General features: G+C 48.1%; 15 protein-coding genes. 10 read left to right on the top strand and 5 right to left on the bottom strand.

Translation table 11 applies throughout. The annotated features are described in order from the left end of the window. Positions 1–217 precede the first annotated feature (217 nt). Genes PGL01S_RS06820 through PGL01S_RS06830 form a run of 3 tightly spaced genes read left to right on the top strand, consistent with a single transcriptional unit; the run spans position 218 to position 5408 of the window. Positions 218–1918, top strand: coding sequence for a type 2 periplasmic-binding domain-containing protein (locus tag PGL01S_RS06820; RefSeq protein WP_244935527.1), 1701 nt, complete (start codon positions 218–220; stop codon positions 1916–1918). Between the two features lie 33 nt (positions 1919–1951). Then, on the top strand, positions 1952–3853 hold the full coding sequence (locus PGL01S_RS06825) for a sensor histidine kinase (RefSeq protein ID WP_127492790.1): 1902 nt from the start codon (positions 1952–1954) through the stop codon (positions 3851–3853). Next, a complete protein-coding gene (locus tag PGL01S_RS06830) occupies positions 3846–5408 on the top strand; it encodes a response regulator (RefSeq protein WP_127492792.1) in 1563 nt (520 codons plus the stop codon). Before PGL01S_RS06825 ends, PGL01S_RS06830 begins: the two co-directional genes overlap by 8 nt. 66 nt (positions 5409–5474) lie before the next feature. Here PGL01S_RS06830 and PGL01S_RS06835 read toward each other — a convergent pair whose 3' ends face one another. Then, positions 5475–6314 carry an alpha/beta fold hydrolase gene (locus tag PGL01S_RS06835; protein ID WP_127492794.1) on the bottom strand — a complete coding sequence of 280 codons (840 nt, stop codon included), beginning with the start codon at positions 6312–6314 and terminating at the stop codon, positions 5475–5477. A 77-nt stretch (positions 6315–6391) separates the two neighbouring features. Then, positions 6392–7030 carry a hydrolase gene (locus PGL01S_RS06840; RefSeq protein ID WP_127492796.1) on the bottom strand — a complete coding sequence of 213 codons (639 nt, stop codon included), beginning with the start codon at positions 7028–7030 and terminating at the stop codon, positions 6392–6394. 281 nt (positions 7031–7311) lie between these two features. Between PGL01S_RS06840 and PGL01S_RS06845 the strand changes: the two genes are divergently transcribed. Both PGL01S_RS06845 and PGL01S_RS06850 read left to right on the top strand, forming a co-directional pair. Beyond that, positions 7312–7497, top strand: a complete 186-nt coding sequence (locus PGL01S_RS06845) for a XapX domain-containing protein (RefSeq protein WP_244935528.1) — start codon at positions 7312–7314, stop codon at positions 7495–7497. Between the two features lie 25 nt (positions 7498–7522). Further along, positions 7523–9352 carry an amidohydrolase gene (locus PGL01S_RS06850; RefSeq protein ID WP_127492798.1) on the top strand — a complete coding sequence of 610 codons (1830 nt, stop codon included), beginning with the start codon at positions 7523–7525 and terminating at the stop codon, positions 9350–9352. 95 nt (positions 9353–9447) lie between these two features. On the opposite strand, the gene PGL01S_RS06855 is transcribed toward PGL01S_RS06850, so the two are convergent. After that, positions 9448–10683 carry an MFS transporter gene (locus PGL01S_RS06855; protein ID WP_127492800.1) on the bottom strand — a complete coding sequence of 412 codons (1236 nt, stop codon included), beginning with the start codon at positions 10681–10683 and terminating at the stop codon, positions 9448–9450. Next, complete coding sequence (locus tag PGL01S_RS06860) at positions 10680–11072, bottom strand: hypothetical protein (RefSeq protein ID WP_127492803.1); 393 nt, start codon at positions 11070–11072, stop codon at positions 10680–10682. The genes PGL01S_RS06855 and PGL01S_RS06860 overlap by 4 nt, the downstream gene beginning before the upstream one ends. 186 nt (positions 11073–11258) lie before the next feature. On the opposite strand from PGL01S_RS06860, the gene PGL01S_RS06865 reads away from it, so the two are divergent. The 3 genes from PGL01S_RS06865 to PGL01S_RS06875 all read left to right on the top strand — a co-directional run bounded on the left by PGL01S_RS06865 (position 11259) and on the right by PGL01S_RS06875 (position 13835). Next, positions 11259–11696, top strand: a complete 438-nt coding sequence (locus tag PGL01S_RS06865) for a Dps family protein (RefSeq protein WP_127492805.1) — start codon at positions 11259–11261, stop codon at positions 11694–11696. 156 nt (positions 11697–11852) lie between these two features. After that, positions 11853–12803: a ring-cleaving dioxygenase gene (locus tag PGL01S_RS06870; RefSeq protein WP_127492855.1), complete on the top strand. Its 951-nt coding sequence runs from the start codon at positions 11853–11855 to the stop codon at positions 12801–12803. 33 nt (positions 12804–12836) lie between these two features. After that, on the top strand, positions 12837–13835 hold the full coding sequence (locus PGL01S_RS06875) for a type I glyceraldehyde-3-phosphate dehydrogenase (protein WP_127492807.1): 999 nt from the start codon (positions 12837–12839) through the stop codon (positions 13833–13835). 91 nt (positions 13836–13926) lie between these two features. Here PGL01S_RS06875 and katA read toward each other — a convergent pair whose 3' ends face one another. Then, positions 13927–15378 carry a catalase KatA gene (katA, locus tag PGL01S_RS06880; RefSeq protein WP_218032359.1) on the bottom strand — a complete coding sequence of 484 codons (1452 nt, stop codon included), beginning with the start codon at positions 15376–15378 and terminating at the stop codon, positions 13927–13929. A 269-nt stretch (positions 15379–15647) separates the two neighbouring features. Here katA and PGL01S_RS06885 point away from each other — a divergent pair, with 269 nt between their 5' ends. Both PGL01S_RS06885 and htpG read left to right on the top strand, forming a co-directional pair. Then, complete coding sequence (locus tag PGL01S_RS06885; protein ID WP_164775399.1) at positions 15648–16031, top strand: cupredoxin domain-containing protein; 384 nt, start codon at positions 15648–15650, stop codon at positions 16029–16031. 193 nt (positions 16032–16224) lie between these two features. Next, positions 16225–18105: a molecular chaperone HtpG gene (gene htpG / locus PGL01S_RS06890; RefSeq protein WP_127492814.1), complete on the top strand. Its 1881-nt coding sequence runs from the start codon at positions 16225–16227 to the stop codon at positions 18103–18105. Positions 18106–18261: the final 156 nt, after the last annotated feature.

An 18261-nucleotide genomic window follows, 5' to 3' on the forward strand; every position in this document is an offset into this window, starting at 1 on the left:
TTTCCTTGTTGTGCTCGCTTATTCGACGTTGGAACAGAGGAAATCTGCAAAATAGTAACTCTATCTAGGAATGTAATCTCTTTTATTTGCCAGCAATAACCTTTATACTAGCTGTAAAATAGAGGCTACTGACCAGCATAATTCTACTAATTTTTGGTAGTATATTACAATAACGGTTTATTTAGTTATTTGCTGTGCAGGCAAAGGAGAGTAGTTAATGGGTAAGATGTTTAAATCAGCAACGCTGTTAATAGCTCTGATGATGTGTTGGACGTTAGCGGCTTGTTCCGTTAACACTGGCATTTCGAGCAATGGCATTGCTGAAGATCCCGCGAATTCGAACGCCAATTCTATGGAGGCAGATGCTTCTGATAAGAAGACTTCTCCGGATGAGCCTGCCTGGAAGCTGGACACGACGCCGATTACGTTTGATTGGTATATCAATTTCGATTGGTTCACCAGCAAGTGGGGAGGAAACGCCGTTTCCGATTATATAACGAAAAAGACAGGCGTCAGCTTGAACTTTATCGTGCCTGCCGGCGACGCCGGCGAGAAGCTTAATACGATGATGTCGGCAAGATCGCTCCCTGATTTCATTACGCTAGGCTGGTACGAGGATGCCGTTCAGAAAATGATCAATGGTGATATGGTGCTTCCGTTGAACGAGCTGGCGGATCAATACGATCCTTATTTTTTTAAGGTTGCGGATCCCGCAAAGCTTAGCTGGTACACACAGTCTAACGGCAAGGTGTACGGTTACCCGAATGCATCCTCATCCCCTGCCGATTATGAAAAATACGGTCAGCTTTTTACCTCTAATCAGACCTTTGTAGTCAGGAAAGACTTGTATGAAGCACTCGGGAAGCCGGATATGAGCACGCCGGAAGGGTTTCTCGGAGCGCTAAGGGCTGCGAAGGAGAAGTTCCCCGAGGTGGACGGCCAGCCGCTCATTCCAATCGGTCTGCATGAGTTTACGGAAACCGGCAACTATTCGCTGGACGAGTATCTACAGAATTTCCTGGCGATCCCGAAGCAGAAAGACGGTAAGCTGTATGATCGCCGCAGCGATCCAACGTATCTGAAATGGTTGAAGGTGTTCCGTCAAGCGAATGAGGACGGGCTAATGCCGACGGATGTCTATATTGATGAAAAGCGGCTGGAAAAGGATGAGAAAATATCGCAAGGCCGCTATTTCGCCATGCTCTATCAATGGTCCGATTTTACGGAGATTAACCAAAAGTTATATCAGAAGGACCCCAATAAAGTATATATCGCGATTGATGGTCCTGCGAATGACGCACATGATGCGCCTACACTTGCGGGCAACGGCATCTCCGGATGGACGGTGACGCTCATCTCGAAGAACGTCAAGGATAAAAAGCGGGCAATTGCCTTCCTCAGCTATTTGCTCAGCGAAGAGGGAAACAAGGATCTGTACTTAGGAGAAAAAGGCGTTACTTACGATACGATAGACGGCAAGGATCAATTCTTGCCGGCGGTGATGCATCTGCTCAACACCGACCGCCAAGCGTTTGATAAAAAATATGGCGGTTCTTATATGTACTGGATGCTGATGGATACAAACATGAATCTAGCATGGATGACGGGGATGAATGCAGAGCCGGCCAAGCAAATTGCCGATTGGACGAGAGGCAAGACGATCAGCATGTCCGAGTTCGACAATCTGGATCCGGACCCGACGACGAAGGAAGGGATTGCGGAAGGCGAACAAACGCGGCTCTGGGCCGAGACGCTGCCGAAGCTGCTGATGGCGGGATCGGATGCCGAATTCGATCAACTGTACTCCGGATTCATGAACACCATTACCAAGGATCCCGAGTATGGGGCTATTATGGCTATCCGGCAAGCAGCCTATGAACGGAATGTACAGAAGCTGAAGTCGTCTTTCAAGCAATAGTTCTTTTAGAAGCAGCAGGATGTGAAACCGGAGATGGGATATTCTTTAATACGCTTGTTAATGGGGGTACGCGCATTCACGTTAAAACTATCGCTTCAAGTCAAACTGATTCTGTCGTTTGTGTTCGTCATCCTCATACCTGTTATTCTATTCTCCTGGTATACGCTAAATGAAGAGTCTGCCAAGGCGATGGAAGAATTGACGAAGAATAACGAGAACGTGCTCGCGGTCGAGAAGATAAACATTGAGAATAATATAGAGCTGATGGGATGGACCGGTCAGCTGGCATTGTCTAATCGGGAAATGAACAATTATCTGCAAATCGAACAAACGCAGAGTGCAGCGTATGTTCTTCATATTAAGAAAGACGTGGTCAACAACTTTCAATATTTTCTATTCAATAATCCAAGAATTGCGAATGTCCGTTTGTTCACGGACAACCTTTACGTGAACGAGATCTGGCCAGTCATTCTACAGGAATCACGTATTCGGGATAAGTCTTGGCATGATGATGTAATGAAGCAGAGCGGTTTGCCGTGGTGGGAAATACAGGAGAGCGTAGTCCTCACCGACTTGCCTTCCGAACCATCCCCCAGTGAGCCCTTCATGACATACTTGCAGGAATTCAAGTATGCGGACAACAGAGCGCATAACGGGATTTTAGAGATATCCATGAAGCTGTCGGATTTCTTCACTCAAACGTTCAGCAGCGTGCAGGACAGTAACTCCCAGCTGATCGTAGCAGCGAGGAACGGACAGGTATACAGCTTGAAGACTTCCCCCTTGTTCAAGCAGCATAGCGCGGAGCAATTAATGAACAGGGTGAAACTGACTAGTAACACAAATTACGAGACGGTTCAGTTCGAGGTAGGCGGGCAGTCCTACCTGGCCTTTCAGATCTACATTCCATCGGTCGACGTACACTTGGTCAATATGGTTAGTCTTGCGGACACGATGGAGGGCATTAATCATTCGAGGATTCGTTATCTTGTACTCATTTCGTTACTGGTGGCCTTTCTCGTTGTGCTGTCTTACTTCATGCAGGCGTTTATTTTGCGCAGGCTTAAGGTGTTAAGAGAATCGATGCAACAGGTAAGAAGCGGTAACTTCAACGTCGAGCTGCCGCCAATGACCGGCAGCGATGAGGTAGGGGAGCTCGGCTTTCATTACCGCGAGCTTATTCTGAAGATTAACGAGCTCATCCAAGAGCAGGCAGCTAGACAGGCGGCGGGTAAAGAAGCTGAGCTTAAGGCGCTAAAAAATCAGATAGATTCCCACTTCCTTTACAATACGCTGGAAAATGTCAAGATGCTGGCGGAGATTGAAGGGCAGTACCTTATATCGGACATCATGACCTCGCTAGGCGGAATGATGAGGTATTCCATGGAATGGAAACAGGATCACGTCATGCTCAGTGACGAGATTAAGCAGGTTCAGCATTATATATCCGTCATGAATATCCGTTATGATGGACGACTTGATCTCCGTCTGTCGATTGCACAGGAATGCCTCACGCAGGAATCGCTCAAAATGTCACTCCAGCCCGTAGTCGAGAATGCAATCAAGCACGGGATGAGCCGCATGCATTCCAGTGACGGAAATCTTGTCGTTGCTATCTCTGCAACCAAGCGTGGCCGAGCTTGCGTCATAGAGATCACGGACAGCGGCTGCGGCATACCGGAAGAGATGCTCGGTTTATTGAATCAAATGCTGCGAATGGAAGAGTCCGCTTACCAGGATGTCCGGCAGCAAGTTGTTCGGAAGGATAACGAGGATAGCAACGGAATCGGTCTGCGTAATGTGGATCAACGCTTGGTGATGAGTTATGGGCCGGAATACGGGATTCAGATCGAAAGCCAGGAAGGAAGCTATACGCGCATAATCATGACTTTACCGTATAGAGTCATGGGAGGAGGAGTGGACATCGATGATTAGGTTGCTGATCGTCGACGACGAGAAAATCATCCGGAGGGGTCTGCAATCGGTAATCGAGAGGCAGTTTCCTGATCGGTTCAACTACCGATTTGCCGAGAATGGACAAGAAGCGCTGGAGCTTTTAATCCGAGAGCCTGCGGATATTTTGATAACCGATATCCGAATGCCCATTATGGATGGAATCGAACTTCTTGAGCATCTGCAAGATCACCCGGTCAAACCCGAGGTTGTATTGCTGTCGGGGTATAATGATTTCGCATACGCGCAGAAAGGGATCCGCTATGCTGTGAAGGATTATCTCGTAAAGCCGGTGGTTCGGGAAGAATTGTTTGCCGCTTTGGAGCGATTGATACGGGAGATAAGGGCAAGAGAAGAGCAAGCAGACAGGACGGGCGAGAATGCCAGCCTTTTGGCTGCCGAGCTGGTTACCCTGCATTTGACCCAGATGGATGCGGACGATGCGTTGACACCAAATAAGCTTCAGCAGGCGGGCTTAGAGTGGCTGGATGCAGGATATACGCTGGGGTTGATTTTGCGGCGCAATGGAGGATTACAGGCTGGCAGTACGGATGCTGCTTCATTCAGGAATCAAATTGCGGAGCTGTTACAGGGGCATGCGGATTGGCTGCTCACGCGTGACGGAAAAGGCGGAACGATGATGCTCGCGCGCGATCCGGTACTGTTCCGCCGGTTGGCAGAACAATGGAGGCGGCATGCATACGGGTCGCAGCTAAGAATTGCAACAAGCGATTCCGTTCAAGGGATCGGGCAGATAAGATGGGCATACAGCCAAGCGAAGCAAACGTTGAAGTACGGTATTCTGCTTTCAGAGCGCGATGTGCTGGACCATACGATTTTAAGCGAACGCAATGAGAAGTATGCCGTACCTGTTGAGTTGATTCAGCGAATATTGAATCTCCTTGGGATGGGGAGAGGCGATGAAATCAAACAGCTTCTTAATCAAATCCTCGACGTCAGCATTATTAGCAGCTGCGAGATCGGGTATCTGGAGCGGATTAGCCAGCTGTTCAACGAAGAGCTGTTCGACAAGCTGTACAGCATCTACGGATATAAGGTGCTCGATCAATTAAGGACGTATGCCAACGTGGGCCACATCGGGAACTTCGACCGCTTCGGAGATTATTGCACAGCCGTCGGACAGCTTATCGATAGTCTTGATCGGTTCATCCAAAATCGGAGAGAGCAAGCGCCAACGGAACAAAATACGATGCAAAAGGTTCTTCATTACTTGCAGACGCATTATGCCGACGATTTGAACATGGCGGTCGTGTCCAACCATTTCTCCCTCAATTACTCGTATTTCAGTTATGCCTTCCAGGAATACAGCGGCGAGAGCTTCTCCAATTATGTTCGCCGGTTAAGGCTGGACAAGGCGAAGGAGCTTCTGGTGCATTCCGATTTGAAGGTATACGAAATCAGCGATCAGGTTGGCTTTGAGAACGTGAAGCATTTTACGAGAATATTCAAAGAAACCGAAGGCATCACGGCGCTGGAATTCCGTAGCCAGCGAAGGCTTTTTGAAACCCAAGCATAACTATACGAATGACCCACAAGAGGGTATTGTTCTCGGACAACATCCTTCTTATGGGTCATTTTTTATTTATTTGGCATTAAGGAAGTGAATCAAAGCCGTATTAAATTCCTCGGGATGGGTCGCGTTCAGACCATGCGGCCCGCCTTCAATGACGACGAGCTGACTGCCCGCAACCGCTTCGTGGGAAAGCTGACCGCTTACCTCAAGCGCCACGATGGCATCGGAATCGCCATGGATAACGAGCAATGGGATATCGAATTTAGCCAAATCGCCGCGGAAATCCGTCCGGCCGAAGGCATCCGTGCAATCCAGCGTTCCCTTAGGCGAAGCAAACGAAGCAATATCAACGTTGTAAGCACGGAAGGACTCGCTCACGAGATCGGTTCTATCCCCTGCTTTGAAGAAATTATGGGTGAAGCCGTCAAGGAAGGCGACACGGTCTTTCTTCAGGCCGTCTTGGAAGCTCTGAATGGCGGCTTCATCCAGACCGCCTTCCGGATGCTCGTCAGATTTATAAAAGAACGGCGGAACCGCTGCGGCGAGCACGGCTTTTCTGACGCGGCTTGATCCGTAAGTGCCTACATAACGGGCAACCTCTCCGCCGCCCATCGAAAACCCGACCAGCGTTACATCCTTAAGGTCTAAATGCTCAATCAGCTTATGGAGATCGGCCGCAAAGGTATCATAATCGTAGCCGTTCCACGGCTGGGAGGATTGTCCGAATCCGCGGCGGTCATAGGTAATCACGCGGTAACCCGCTTCGATAAGCGCTGGAACTTGATTTTCCCACGAGCGTCCGCTCAGTGGCCAGCCATGGATCAAAACGACAGGTTTTCCTGCGCCAAGATCTTCAAAATACAATTCAATGGGTTGTCCGTTTTCTGTTCCGACTGTTAATTTAGCCATGCTTCAGCCTTCACTCCTCTAATATTTGTTTCTCTATTTTCCACTCCCGTTTAAGCCGGTTCCGCTTGGGAATAGATTTATCCCCCGTGGCCGCCAAACATCGCTTGCGCATAAACAAGACCCGCGCCATAAGCTCCGCTGTGCTCCTTAGCGACCGACAGAACGGCGTCATAGGTTTCTTGGCGCGCCCAATCGCGTTGGTATTCAAGCAGAACAGACAGCCAGGTTACCGGAATGGCTCCTGCTTGAATCATGCGTTGAACAGCCATGTCGTGCGCTTCCGTTGTTGTCCCGCCGGAAGCATCCGTTACAATGTATACTTCATATCCGTCTTTGATGGCTGCAATTGTAGGGAAAGCCAGACAAACTTCCGTCCAAAGCGCCGCGATGATCAGCTTTTTACGGCCCGTTTTCTTCACCGCCGCTAAGAAGTTTTCGTCCTCCCAGGAGTTCATGGATGTTCGGTCAATCGGCTTATGATCCGGGAATACCTCTTGAATTTGCGGGTGAAGCGGGCCTGAAAAGGATTCCGCTGCTACGGTCGTAAGAATGATCGGTGCATTAAACACTTTAGCTGTCTTGGCCAATCCAACCGTATTGTTAATGATGGTCTGGCGGTCGGCGCTTTGAACGCCAAAGAGCATTTGAGGCTGATGGTCTACAAGAATGATTGCAGAATTGTCAGCCGTAAGTAAATCCGTCTTCCCGTTAAACATACTAAGATCCCTGCCTTTTCCGAATAGTATTACAACAGTCCCAATAAATTGGAAATCGCGCTGCATGTACTCAGTCTATTGAAATACAACCATGCGAACAATCTTCAGTTTTCTATATATTTCATAGATAAAAACTATATATATCAAAAGTTCTATAAAGTATTTGCATAAATAATTCCTATGATTGTTATAGAGAAAGCCTTATTGCTAGTAAAAATGTTGACTTTTAGACTTATAAATAGAACGCATCCAGTAAGAAGATGAAAAAGGAGGGAATGAATATGGGGGAAATGAGCTTGGGGTCTATGGTACTAGCTCTAGCTGCGGGTGTCGTAATTGGCGTTATTTTTCAATCGCTTAAAATCCCTTCGCCTGCACCGCCTTTTTTAGGGCTGCTTGGTCTCGCCGGCATGTTTTTGGGCCAGCGGCTGATACCTTGGATCCAGCATTTGATGAACAGCAAATAAAATGATGGAAAAGGAGAACGGAATCATGTCTAAGAAAACGATAGATTGTGAAGCCAGCTTAGTCATTCATAATGCCAATATTGTAACGATGGACGATTCAAATCCTACAGCAACGGCAGTTGCCGTGAAGGACGGCCAATTCGTGGCAGTGGGGGATGATGCCGAAATCATGAAATACGCCGGATCCTCCACGAAGGTTGTTAACGCAAACAAACGCATGTTAATACCGGGCTTGAACGACTCCCATATTCATCTCATTCGCGGCGGTCTCAACTATAATCTTGAACTTCGTTGGGATGGCGTTCCATCCGTAGCGGATGCGCTGCGCATGCTGAAAAAGCAGGTTGATCGTACGCCGGCTCCTCATTGGGTGCGTGTCGTTGGGGGATGGACGGAGTTCCAATTTATTGAACGCCGGATGCCGACCCTGGATGAAATCAATCGAATTGCCCCGGACACCCCCGTGTTTATTCTCAATCTTTACCGTCAAGCTTTTCTGAATAAAGCCGCCTTGCGAGTAATCGGATATACAAAAGATACGCCAAATCCACCGGGTGGAGAAATCCAAAGGGATAGCAAGGGCAACCCTACGGGAATGCTTATCGCCAGGCCCAATGCCACTATTTTGTATGCTACGTTAGCCAAAGGGCCTAAGCTTTCCTACGAGGATCAATTGAATTCAACCCGGCTCTTTATGAGGGAACTGAATCGATTCGGAGTGACGAGCGTGATTGACGCCGGCGGCGGTTTTCAGAACTATCCCGATGACTATCAGGTATTCGATGAGCTTGATAAACGCGAAGAGATCACGGTACGCACGGCCTATAATCTATTCACGCAGAATCCCAAGAATGAGTTGAGTGATTTTAAAGCTTGGACCGCTTCATCGCAGCCGTACACGGGCAGCTCTTACTATCGCCATAACGGAGCCGGCGAAATGCTCGTTTATAGCGCGGCAGACTTTGAAGATTTCGTAGAGCCTCGCCCGGAGCTGCCTGCCGTACTTGAAGATGAACTATTCGATGTCTCCCGGCATCTCGTTGAGCAACGCTGGCCGTTTCGTCTTCATGCCACGTACGGAGAGTCGATCTCCCGTTTTCTTGATGTATTCGAGCGCGTGAATAAAGAGGTGCCGTTCAAAGACTTGCGCTGGATTCTCGATCATGCCGAAACGATCAAAGAGAAGGATTTGGAGCGGGTAGTGGAATTAGGCGGCTCAATCGCGGTTCAAAGCCGAATGGCTTTTCAAGGCGAGTATTTCGTCGAAAGATACGGGGCTGAAGCGGCGGAAAATGCTCCTCCGATCACCAAGATGCTTAAGCACGGATTACGCGTTGGCGTTGGGACGGATGCGACGAGGGTGGCGAGTTACAATCCGTGGGTTGCCTTATACTGGCTGGTAACAGGCAAGACGTTGGGCGGGCTCAGCCTGTATCCTGAATCCAACCGCGTAGAAAGGCATGAAGCGCTCCGCATGTATACGTCGGGGAATGCTTGGTTCTCCAAAGAGGAGGACGTAAAAGGACAAATCAAAGAGGGTCATTATGCTGATTTTTCGATTCTTTCCGATAATTTCTTGCTTGTCTCCGAAGAAGCCATTAAAAAAATAGAATCGGTCTTTACGGTTGTAGGAGGCAAAATTGTCTACGGCACGAAGGAGTTTGAGTCTTTGTCGCCTCCGGCTCCCAAAGCGAGTCCGGACTGGTCTCCTCATAATGTCTTTGGCGGTTATTACAAGGAATCGGAATACGGAGGCGGATCGGGCATTCATGCCCCTAAACAGGTCCATCTTCATCATAAATGCAATCATCATCACGGAAGCGGCTTCTGCGACCTCGATTGCTTTGTATTCTAACCTTTCTGCTTGCTTGATTCACGAACAACAATAAAAATGCTCCCCTTGCAGATAAACGCTGCATGGGGAGCATTTTTGTTGTTTCATTTAACCTCTTAATGAGACTTAACGTTAGTTTGGTTGAGCGAATTGGTCTGTGTCTTGCTTTCCTTTTTCTCTAAGCGAATAAAGAGCGGGACAACCGTACTGATCAGAAGCAATCCGGCTAACACCTCGAAAGTAGACCTATGACCTTGGGTATCGATTAAATAAATGGAGATGATAGGGCCAAGCGAGGCACCGATGAAAAGCATAAACATATGGAAAGAAAGAGCGCTGGCTCTTAGCTCTCCGGCTAAAGTGCCTATTAAGGATATTAAGGCGGGAAGGGCCATCGCAATGCCGGCAGTAAATATAATACTCGTCGGGATTAATAATGCGAGGTTCTCCGAAACGCCAACCAAGCCGAGACCAATACCGGCCATAATTAATCCGCACCATAGAACAGTTTTAACGCCAAACTTAGCAACTAGCTTTCCGTCAAACGGAGAGATGAACATGCCAATGATGCCGGCTGCGCGAATCCATAAAATTTCCTGGTGGCTCAGACCGAAGTGAGAGCTGCTTAGATAACTTCCGAGCGTAGAGAAATAACCGACGAGCGCAATAAAGAGGGTTGAGGAAATGATGTAACAGAAGGGCAGGCTTTTTTTCTTGAAAATACCGCCGATGCGCTTAAGAGGAGTGAACCAATTGCCCTCCGGCTTCTGCGTTATATCTTTGGGTATACCTGATGCAATCAAAAAAAACGAAACAGCATACACGATGCCGAGGATGTAAAACACATATTTCCAGCTTAGTGCCATTTCGACGGTGCTGCTATAGATCTGTCCAACGATGCTGGCCATTAAAAAAGCGGTGCTTATAAAACCAAGAATCGTTACCTTTTTCTTAGCCGGGAACATCTCCATAGCGTAGGCTAACACGGCAGGCGGAAACATGGATGCTGCCAATCCCTGAATCGCTCTTAACACAATAAGCCAATGAATCTCGTGAACGGTTCCTATAAAAGGGGTTGATGCCGTAAGCAGGCATAACCCGGCAATCATCATTTTTTTTCGTCCGTAACGATCGGAAAGCCCGCCAAACAGGAGTCCTCCGCCCGCAAAAGCAAAAGAAAAGGCGCTTCCCGCCCAAGCCGCGTCGGAAGACGACACCTGGAATACGTCCTCGAATACGGAGAGCAGAGGTATCGTTAAATATAAAGCGGAGACGACAATCAATGAGCACCAGAATAAAATTAGAGTCGTTAAACGATAATGCGGTTTAATAGGCTTTACGGTGTTAATCAAATGTGTTCCTCCCTCTCGGTTTCCTTAACATGCATAAATACGTTGACCGCAAAAACAAGAATTCCGGCTCCGGCAACGGATTCGCCTATACGCTTTATAGTCGACAGCCACTCTTGATCATAACCGTTTGCCATAAAGGATAGCGAAATCAACATGATTGGCAAGCCTGTACCCTGCAGCCAGAAGTGCCATTTAGCCAGCGGGGACTTTGCGGCCTTGGGGAAACGCAGATAAGTAAATCCGCAAAGGGCCAAGGTTGCCCATCCGAAAAGATTGGCGTGGGCGTGAACGCTGGTCAACGCAAAGTTCAAAGTTGTACCCATGTAGATTCCAATGCCAATACCGAGAACAATGTAGATAACAGCCATTTTTAAAAAACGTACTCCCATTCGAATTCTCCTTTTATATTATTTGTAACATAATCGTATAAATAGAGCTTCATCCGATCAATATCGATCTATCTATGCTTCGTATAGCATTTTCTTATAATAAGAAATCCGCATATACAATAAGTTTATGCTTGTGTTATATTGACATTTGGAATTTAATGCTAAATTGTAAAGGAGATATTTATGATGTCTGAAAAGCTTATGGCCGCGTTAAACACTCAGATAGCGAACTGGAGTCTTCTGTTCACCAAGCTCCATAACTATCATTGGTATGTTAAAGGTCCGCAGTTCTTCACTTTGCATCTAAAGTTTGAAGAACTATACACGGAGGCCGCGCTGCATGTGGACAATCTGGCCGAGCGGCTGCTGGCATTGGGCGGCAGTCCCGTAGCGACTCTGCATGGAGTTCTCGAAATCGCAACGGTTAAGGATGCGGCGGGTAATGAGAGCGCTACGGAAATGGTCCGCACGATTGCAGCTGATTTCGAAACGATTGTTAATGAGCTTAAAGAAGGGATGAGCATCGCTAATCATGAAGGCGATGAGACAACCGGAGATATGCTGCTAGCCATTCATTACTCGCTCGAAAAGCACGTATGGATGCTGAAATCATTTTTAGGCTAGGTTATTCGGGCCGAAGATATAGTAAATTCGCTATGCCGATATAGAGAAAACGGAATGGTTCGCGGGAGCTCTTTTCTCTATGATTTATTAATAGTATGTTCGGTTACTAGCATGATCGACAAACCTAACAGAAGGAGTCTGGGAGAAATGGGGAATATCACAATGAAAACGGCAGGCATCCATCATATTACATGTTTCGTGAAGGATGTTCAGAGAAACGTAGATTTTTATGCTGGGGTCCTAGGGCTTCGTCTTGTGAAAAAAACGATTAACTTTGACGCGCCCGAAGTTTACCATTTGTACTTCGGCAATGAAAAAGGCAGCCCCGGAACCATTATCACGTTCTTCCCATACGAATTTTCTCATAAGGGCCGAATTGGCGGAGGGCAAGTAGGTACAACAACATACGTAGTGCCGCCAGGCGCACTTGAATATTGGAGAGCGCGTCTCTCTGCGTTTGATATTTCCTTCACGGAAAGCACCCGCTTCTCCGAAACCTATATCGAATTTCTGGATGCTGATGGTCTGCAGTTAGAGATAGTTGAAAGAGAAGACGGCGATCTCAATACTTGGTCATTTGGGGGTATCCGGGCGGATAAGGCTATCAAAGGGTTTGGAGGCGCGGTGCTGTACAGCACGGCATCCGTAGATACGATTAAAGTTCTTGAGGACGTTTTGGGTCTTGAAAAGGTAGGGCAAGAAGGAGGCTTCATTCGCTATAAGGCGGAAGGGGAGCTAGGTAACCTGATCGACGTGAATGCGGAGCCGATGGATGCGGGAATCCCCGGTGCAGGCACGGTTCACCATATCGCTTGGAGAGCCAGGGATTTCGAAGAGCATGAGGCTTGGAGAAGCCATGTGGAAAGCAGCGGCTTCCATCCTACGCCGGTTATCAACCGCCAGTATTTCCATGCCATCTATTTTCGCGAACATGGCGGCATTTTGTTTGAAATCGCGACTGATCCTCCGGGTTTCGCAAATGATGAGCATGAGGATCATCTGGGCGAGACGTTAATGCTGCCGTTGTGGTTTGAAAACAGCCGTGCGGAAATAGAAAAGAACCTGCCGCCTATTCAAGTGCAGGAGCTCGATCCAAGCAAGAAATGAACCTATTTTTCTTCATGATAAGGGGAAGATACCATGAGTAAGATTGCAATTTTCGGCTTCGGGCGCATCGGTCGGCAACTGCTTCGAGTAGCGCTTCAGGAGAAGCTTTTTGTACCGTATTCGATCTCTGATATAAAAGAGGAATCCGTGCTTGCGGCGCTTTTTGAGGTGGATACGAATTACAAACGTTGGCCTGAAGAGGTTCTGGGCCGCGAAGGAGCAATTATCATAGGCGGACGCGAAATCCGCTATATGAATTCGTCCAGTGAAGTGCCGAATTGGGGAGAACTAGGCGTCGAACTGGTTATTGACTGTACGGGACGCGCTGTGACCAGACCCGTTGCTCAAATGCATCTCGATCGCGGTGCGAAGCGCGTGCTTGTCAGCGGGCCAAGCAAAAGTCTCGAAGACTGCGACGCTGTTCTGCTCAAAGGCATTAATCTCGACAGCTTTGATCCGGATAAGCATAAAATTATTAGCATGGCCAGCTGTACAACCAATGCGCTGGCACCCGTGGTGAAATTGGTTAAAGAAAATTACGGCATTAAATACGGCTTGTTCTCCACGGTTCATTCGTATACCAACACGCAATCCCTAACGGATCAGCCTATGAAGGATCGCCGGGACTCCTGGGCGGCAGCGGAGAATATCATTCCTTCCTCCTCGGGAGCGGCTAAGGCGCTCAAGTTTATTTGGAGCGATCTTCAAATTACGGGCAAGGCCTACCGAATCCCGACTCGCACAGGCAGTATCGCGGAGCTTAATCTGATCACGGAGAAACCATGCTCCGTTCAAGAGATCAATGACATGTTCCGCTTGGCCGCCAGCGAAGGGGAGCTTAAGGGAGTTTTAGATGTATTGGAGGGCGAATGGGCCTCTTCCCGCATTGTAGGGGATTCTCATTCCTCCATTATCGATCTGCCATTGACGCAAGTGCAGGGCGGGTTATTATCCATAGCCGCTTGGTACGATAATGAGTGGGGTTACGCTTCCCGGCTAGCCGAGGTTGCTGCTTTTCTTGCCGCAAAATAATTCATTCCTTTTATAACGAAAAAAGAGCAGTTACCAGGCTAGTATTAGCTTTCGAGTAACTGCTCTTTGATTGTTTTAATGAGGGAATGGATTAAGCCAACTCCGTAACTCTCAAACCAAGTCCCTCGGCAACCGCATTTCCCCATTCGGGATCGGCTTTATAAAAATGCATGATTTGACGAAGTTTGATTTCATCCTTATCAACCGGTCTCATGGCATTTACGATGTTGTTTACCAGACGCCCGCGCTCTTCCGCGCTAAGCAACCGGTACAGATCGCCGGGCTGCGTGTAATGGTCATTATTGTCATATGGGGCACTGCCCGCTGAACCGGATACTTCAAACGAGGCTGTCCTGGATACAACGGATTCGGTCGCTCCCCCGTAGCTGTTCGGTTCATAATATACCGAGCTCCCTCCATTGCGGTCATAACGCATCTGACCATCGCGCTGGTTATTATTCACTTCGACAATAGGCTTATTAATGGGAAGCGTGTTATGGTTTGTGCCAACCCGGTAGCGATGCGCATCGGCATAGGCGAATAAACGTCCTTGAAGCATTTTATCCGGAGAAGATTCAATACCCGGTACGAAGGCTCCGGGAGAGAAAGCAGCTTGTTCTACCTCGGCAAAATAATTGTCCGGATTACGGTCGAGTACCAGACGTCCAACCTCGATAAGAGGGTAGTCTTTTTGCGACCAGACTTTTGTTACGTCGAACGGGTCGAAACGATAGGTATTCGCATCCTCAAGCGGCATGATTTGAACATACAGCTTCCATGAAGGGAAGTCTGTCTGCTCTATGGCAGTATGCAGATCCTCAATATGATAATCGGGATTATCGCCGGCCAGCTTGGCAGCTAGCTCAACATCCAGGTTTTTGACCCCTTGCTCCGTTCTGAAATGATACTTGATCCAAGCTGCTTGTCCATCCGCATTCACCCACTTAAACGTGTGGCTGCCGTAACCGTGCATATGACGGAGCGTAGCGGGGATGCCGCGGTCGGACATCAAGATGGATACTTGGTGCAAGGACTCGGGGGACAAAGACCAGAAATCCCATACGGCGTTTGGATTTTTCAGGTGGGTTTGAGGATGTCTTTTCTGAGTATGGATGAAATCGGGAAATTTAATAGCATCTCTGATGAAGAAGACAGGGGTGTTGTTTCCTACCAAATCATAGTTCCCTTCTTCGGTATAAAATTTGACGGCAAAGCCGCGAGGGTCACGGACGGTATCTGCGGAGCCGAGTTCGCCTGCAACCGTGGAGAAGCGTACAAACACGGGCGTACGTTTGCCAACCTCGGACAAAAAGCCGGCTTTTGTATAGGACGATACGTCACGGGTGACTTCGAAATAGCCGTGCGCGCCGGCACCTTTCGCATGCACGACGCGTTCAGGAACTCGTTCGCGATTGAAGTGAGCTAGCTTCTCGAGAAGATGAACGTCTTGAATAAGCGTTGGACCCCGGGAGCCGGCTGTCATCGAATTCTGGTTATCTCCCACCGGAGCTCCCCAGCTTGTCGTTAATTGGTCTCTTTTCAATTCCAATTTAAATACCTCCGATATGTTCAATTCGCACAATCCAATCATGGCTGGGCATTAGAAATATCTTAGTATCCATTTTGTGCTTCGATCAATAGGAGTCTGTCTATATAAGTTATAGCTATCGTTTATATCTTTAAAAAAGTCTGTGTGAAAAAAGGCGTGGTCCCCATCGATATTAGAGATTCCTATGACAGATATAGAGATAGACTTATTGATAGATATAAATGGAAGGATTTAAGCTATTACCATCACAAGGAGGGGATAGCGTGTCTCGTATAACATGGGTTTTCGTCATTATTGTTGCGTATGTCCTATTGCTAACGGCATGTGGAGCCGGTAAAAATGAAGAAGTTCAATCAGGAGCTGGTGAAGAGTCAAACACAACTGCGAATGAAGTCGTTATCAAGGCAAAGAACTGGGAGTTTGATAAAGCCGAGTACAGAATTAAAAAAGGAGAAGCCGTTAAGCTGACGTTAGATTCGGGGTCCGGCGTACATAGCCTTGCATTTAAGGACCTTAAAATCAAAGAACTGCACTCCGGTGATTCCGAGGTTGTGACAATAAATGAGGCGGGTACGTATGAATTCTTCTGTAATGTTATGTGCGGCTCAGGCCACGCCAATATGAAGGCTAAACTTATAGTTGAATAAATAGAAGGTTCATTAAAGATGCAAACGATAACTTCGTCCTTGGAGGACGGAGTTTTTTTATTTTATTAGAGTCATTCCCTATATCCGGTTGACACCCAAAATCTCCATATTATATAGTAAAGGCAAGGTTTAGCACTCCAACACGGAGAGTGCTAACGCAAACTCACGATATTGGAAGGAGAACATCACACGAATGGAAAAGCAACAGTTCAAAGCGGAATCGAAACGGCTGCTGGAGATGATGATCAACTCCATTTACACGCAGCGCGAAATTTTCTTGAGAGAGCTTATCTCGAATGCCAGCGACGCGATTGATAAAATCTACTACAAAGCACTGACGGACGACCAGCTGGTATTCAACAAAGAGAGCTATTACATAAAGGTAACGGTGGATAAGGATAACCGTAAGCTGATCCTCTCGGATACGGGTATCGGCATGACGCAGGAGGAGCTGGAAAACAACCTTGGCGTTATTGCGAAGAGCGGGTCGCTGGCGTTCAAGAAGGAGAACGAAGCGAAGGACGGCCACAACATTATCGGCCAATTCGGCGTAGGCTTTTACTCCGCGTTTATGGTGGCGGACAAGGTTGAAGTCATCAGCCGCGCGCTGGGCTCAGGCGAAGCGTTCAAGTGGGAGTCGGAAGGCGCTGACGGCTACACGATTACCACTGCGGACAAAGCAGGCATAGGCACGGATATCATCATGACGATCAAACCGAACACCGAGGACGACAATTACGACGAGTTCCTCGAAGAGTACCGCCTGAGATCGATCATTAAGAAGTACTCGGACTTTATCCGTTATCCGATCAAGATGGATGTGAAGGGCCAGCGTCCCAAAGAAGGCAGCGAAGGCGAGTTCGAGGAATACCAAGAGGAACAAACGATCAACAGCATGGTTCCGATCTGGCGCAAAAACAAAAACGAGCTGACGCAGGAAGACTACGACAACTTCTACTTCGAGAAGCGTTACGGCTTCGACAAGCCGCTGAAGCATCTTCATATCAGCGCGGACGGCGCGGTAGTCTATAATGCGATTCTCTTTATCCCGGAAAATACGCCGTTTGACTACTACACGAAGGAATTCGAAAAAGGGCTGGAGCTCTACTCGAACGGCGTTCTTATTATGGACAAATGCGCGGACCTGCTGCCGGACTATTTCAGCTTCGTGAAAGGGATGGTCGATTCCGAGGATCTGTCGCTGAACATTTCCCGGGAGCTGCTGCAGCATGACCGTCAATTGCAGCTGATCGCGAAAAACATCAAGAACAAAATCAAAAGCACGCTGCAGAGCCTGCTGAAGGAAGAACGCGAGAAGTACGAAGGCTTCTACAAAGCGTTTGGCCGTCAGCTGAAGTTTGGCGTGTACAACGATTACGGCGCGAACAAGGATACCTTGCAGGATCTGCTTCTGTTCTACTCTTCGAAGGAGAAGAAGCAGGTTACGCTTGAGGAATACGTATCCCGCATGCCGGAAGACCAGAAGTTTATCTACTACGCGTCAGGCGAGTCGATCGAACGTCTGGAGAAGCTGCCTCAAGCCGAGATCGTAACGGACAAAGGGTATGAGCTGCTCTACTTCACCGACGATATCGACGAGTTCGCGATCAAGATGATTGGCACGTACAAAGACAAGTCGTTCAAAAACGTGTCGAGCGGCGACCTTGGCATCGAAGCGGATGAAGCGGAGAAGCAAACCGAAGAAGAAGCTAACGACAACAAGGATCTGTTCGCGGCCATGCAAGAAATTCTTGGCGACAACGTAACGGGCGTCAAAGCTTCGAAGCGTCTCAAATCCCATCCGGTCTGCTTGTCTTCCGAAGGCGAAGTGACGATTGAGATGGAGAAGGTGCTGAAGGCGATGCCTAACAGCCAGGACGTGAAGGCCAGCAAGGTGCTCGAAATCAACGTGAACCATGACGTGTTCAAGGCACTGAAGGATGCTTACGCAACCGATAAAACAAAGCTGAGCCTCTATACGAGCCTGCTGTTCAATCAAGCTCTTCTGATCGAAGGCTTGACGGTGCAGGATCCGGTTCAGTTCACGAACGATATTTGCAAAATCATGCTGTAAACGTCTGTCTTGGCAGACAACAAACAGCAGACGAAGCCGGTCCCCTTGTGGGACCGGCTTTTTTGCGTGCTCGTTCTATCATCAACCTGCCATGCATAAGCTTGTATCACTATGGTAGCGTTTTCGTGAAACTGCGCTTCGGAATCTCTCAATAAC

It is taken from the genome of Paenibacillus glycanilyticus NBRC 16618 (assembly GCF_004000805.1).
In the GTDB taxonomy this organism is placed as follows: Bacteria; Bacillota; Bacilli; order Paenibacillales; family Paenibacillaceae; genus Pristimantibacillus; species Pristimantibacillus glycanilyticus.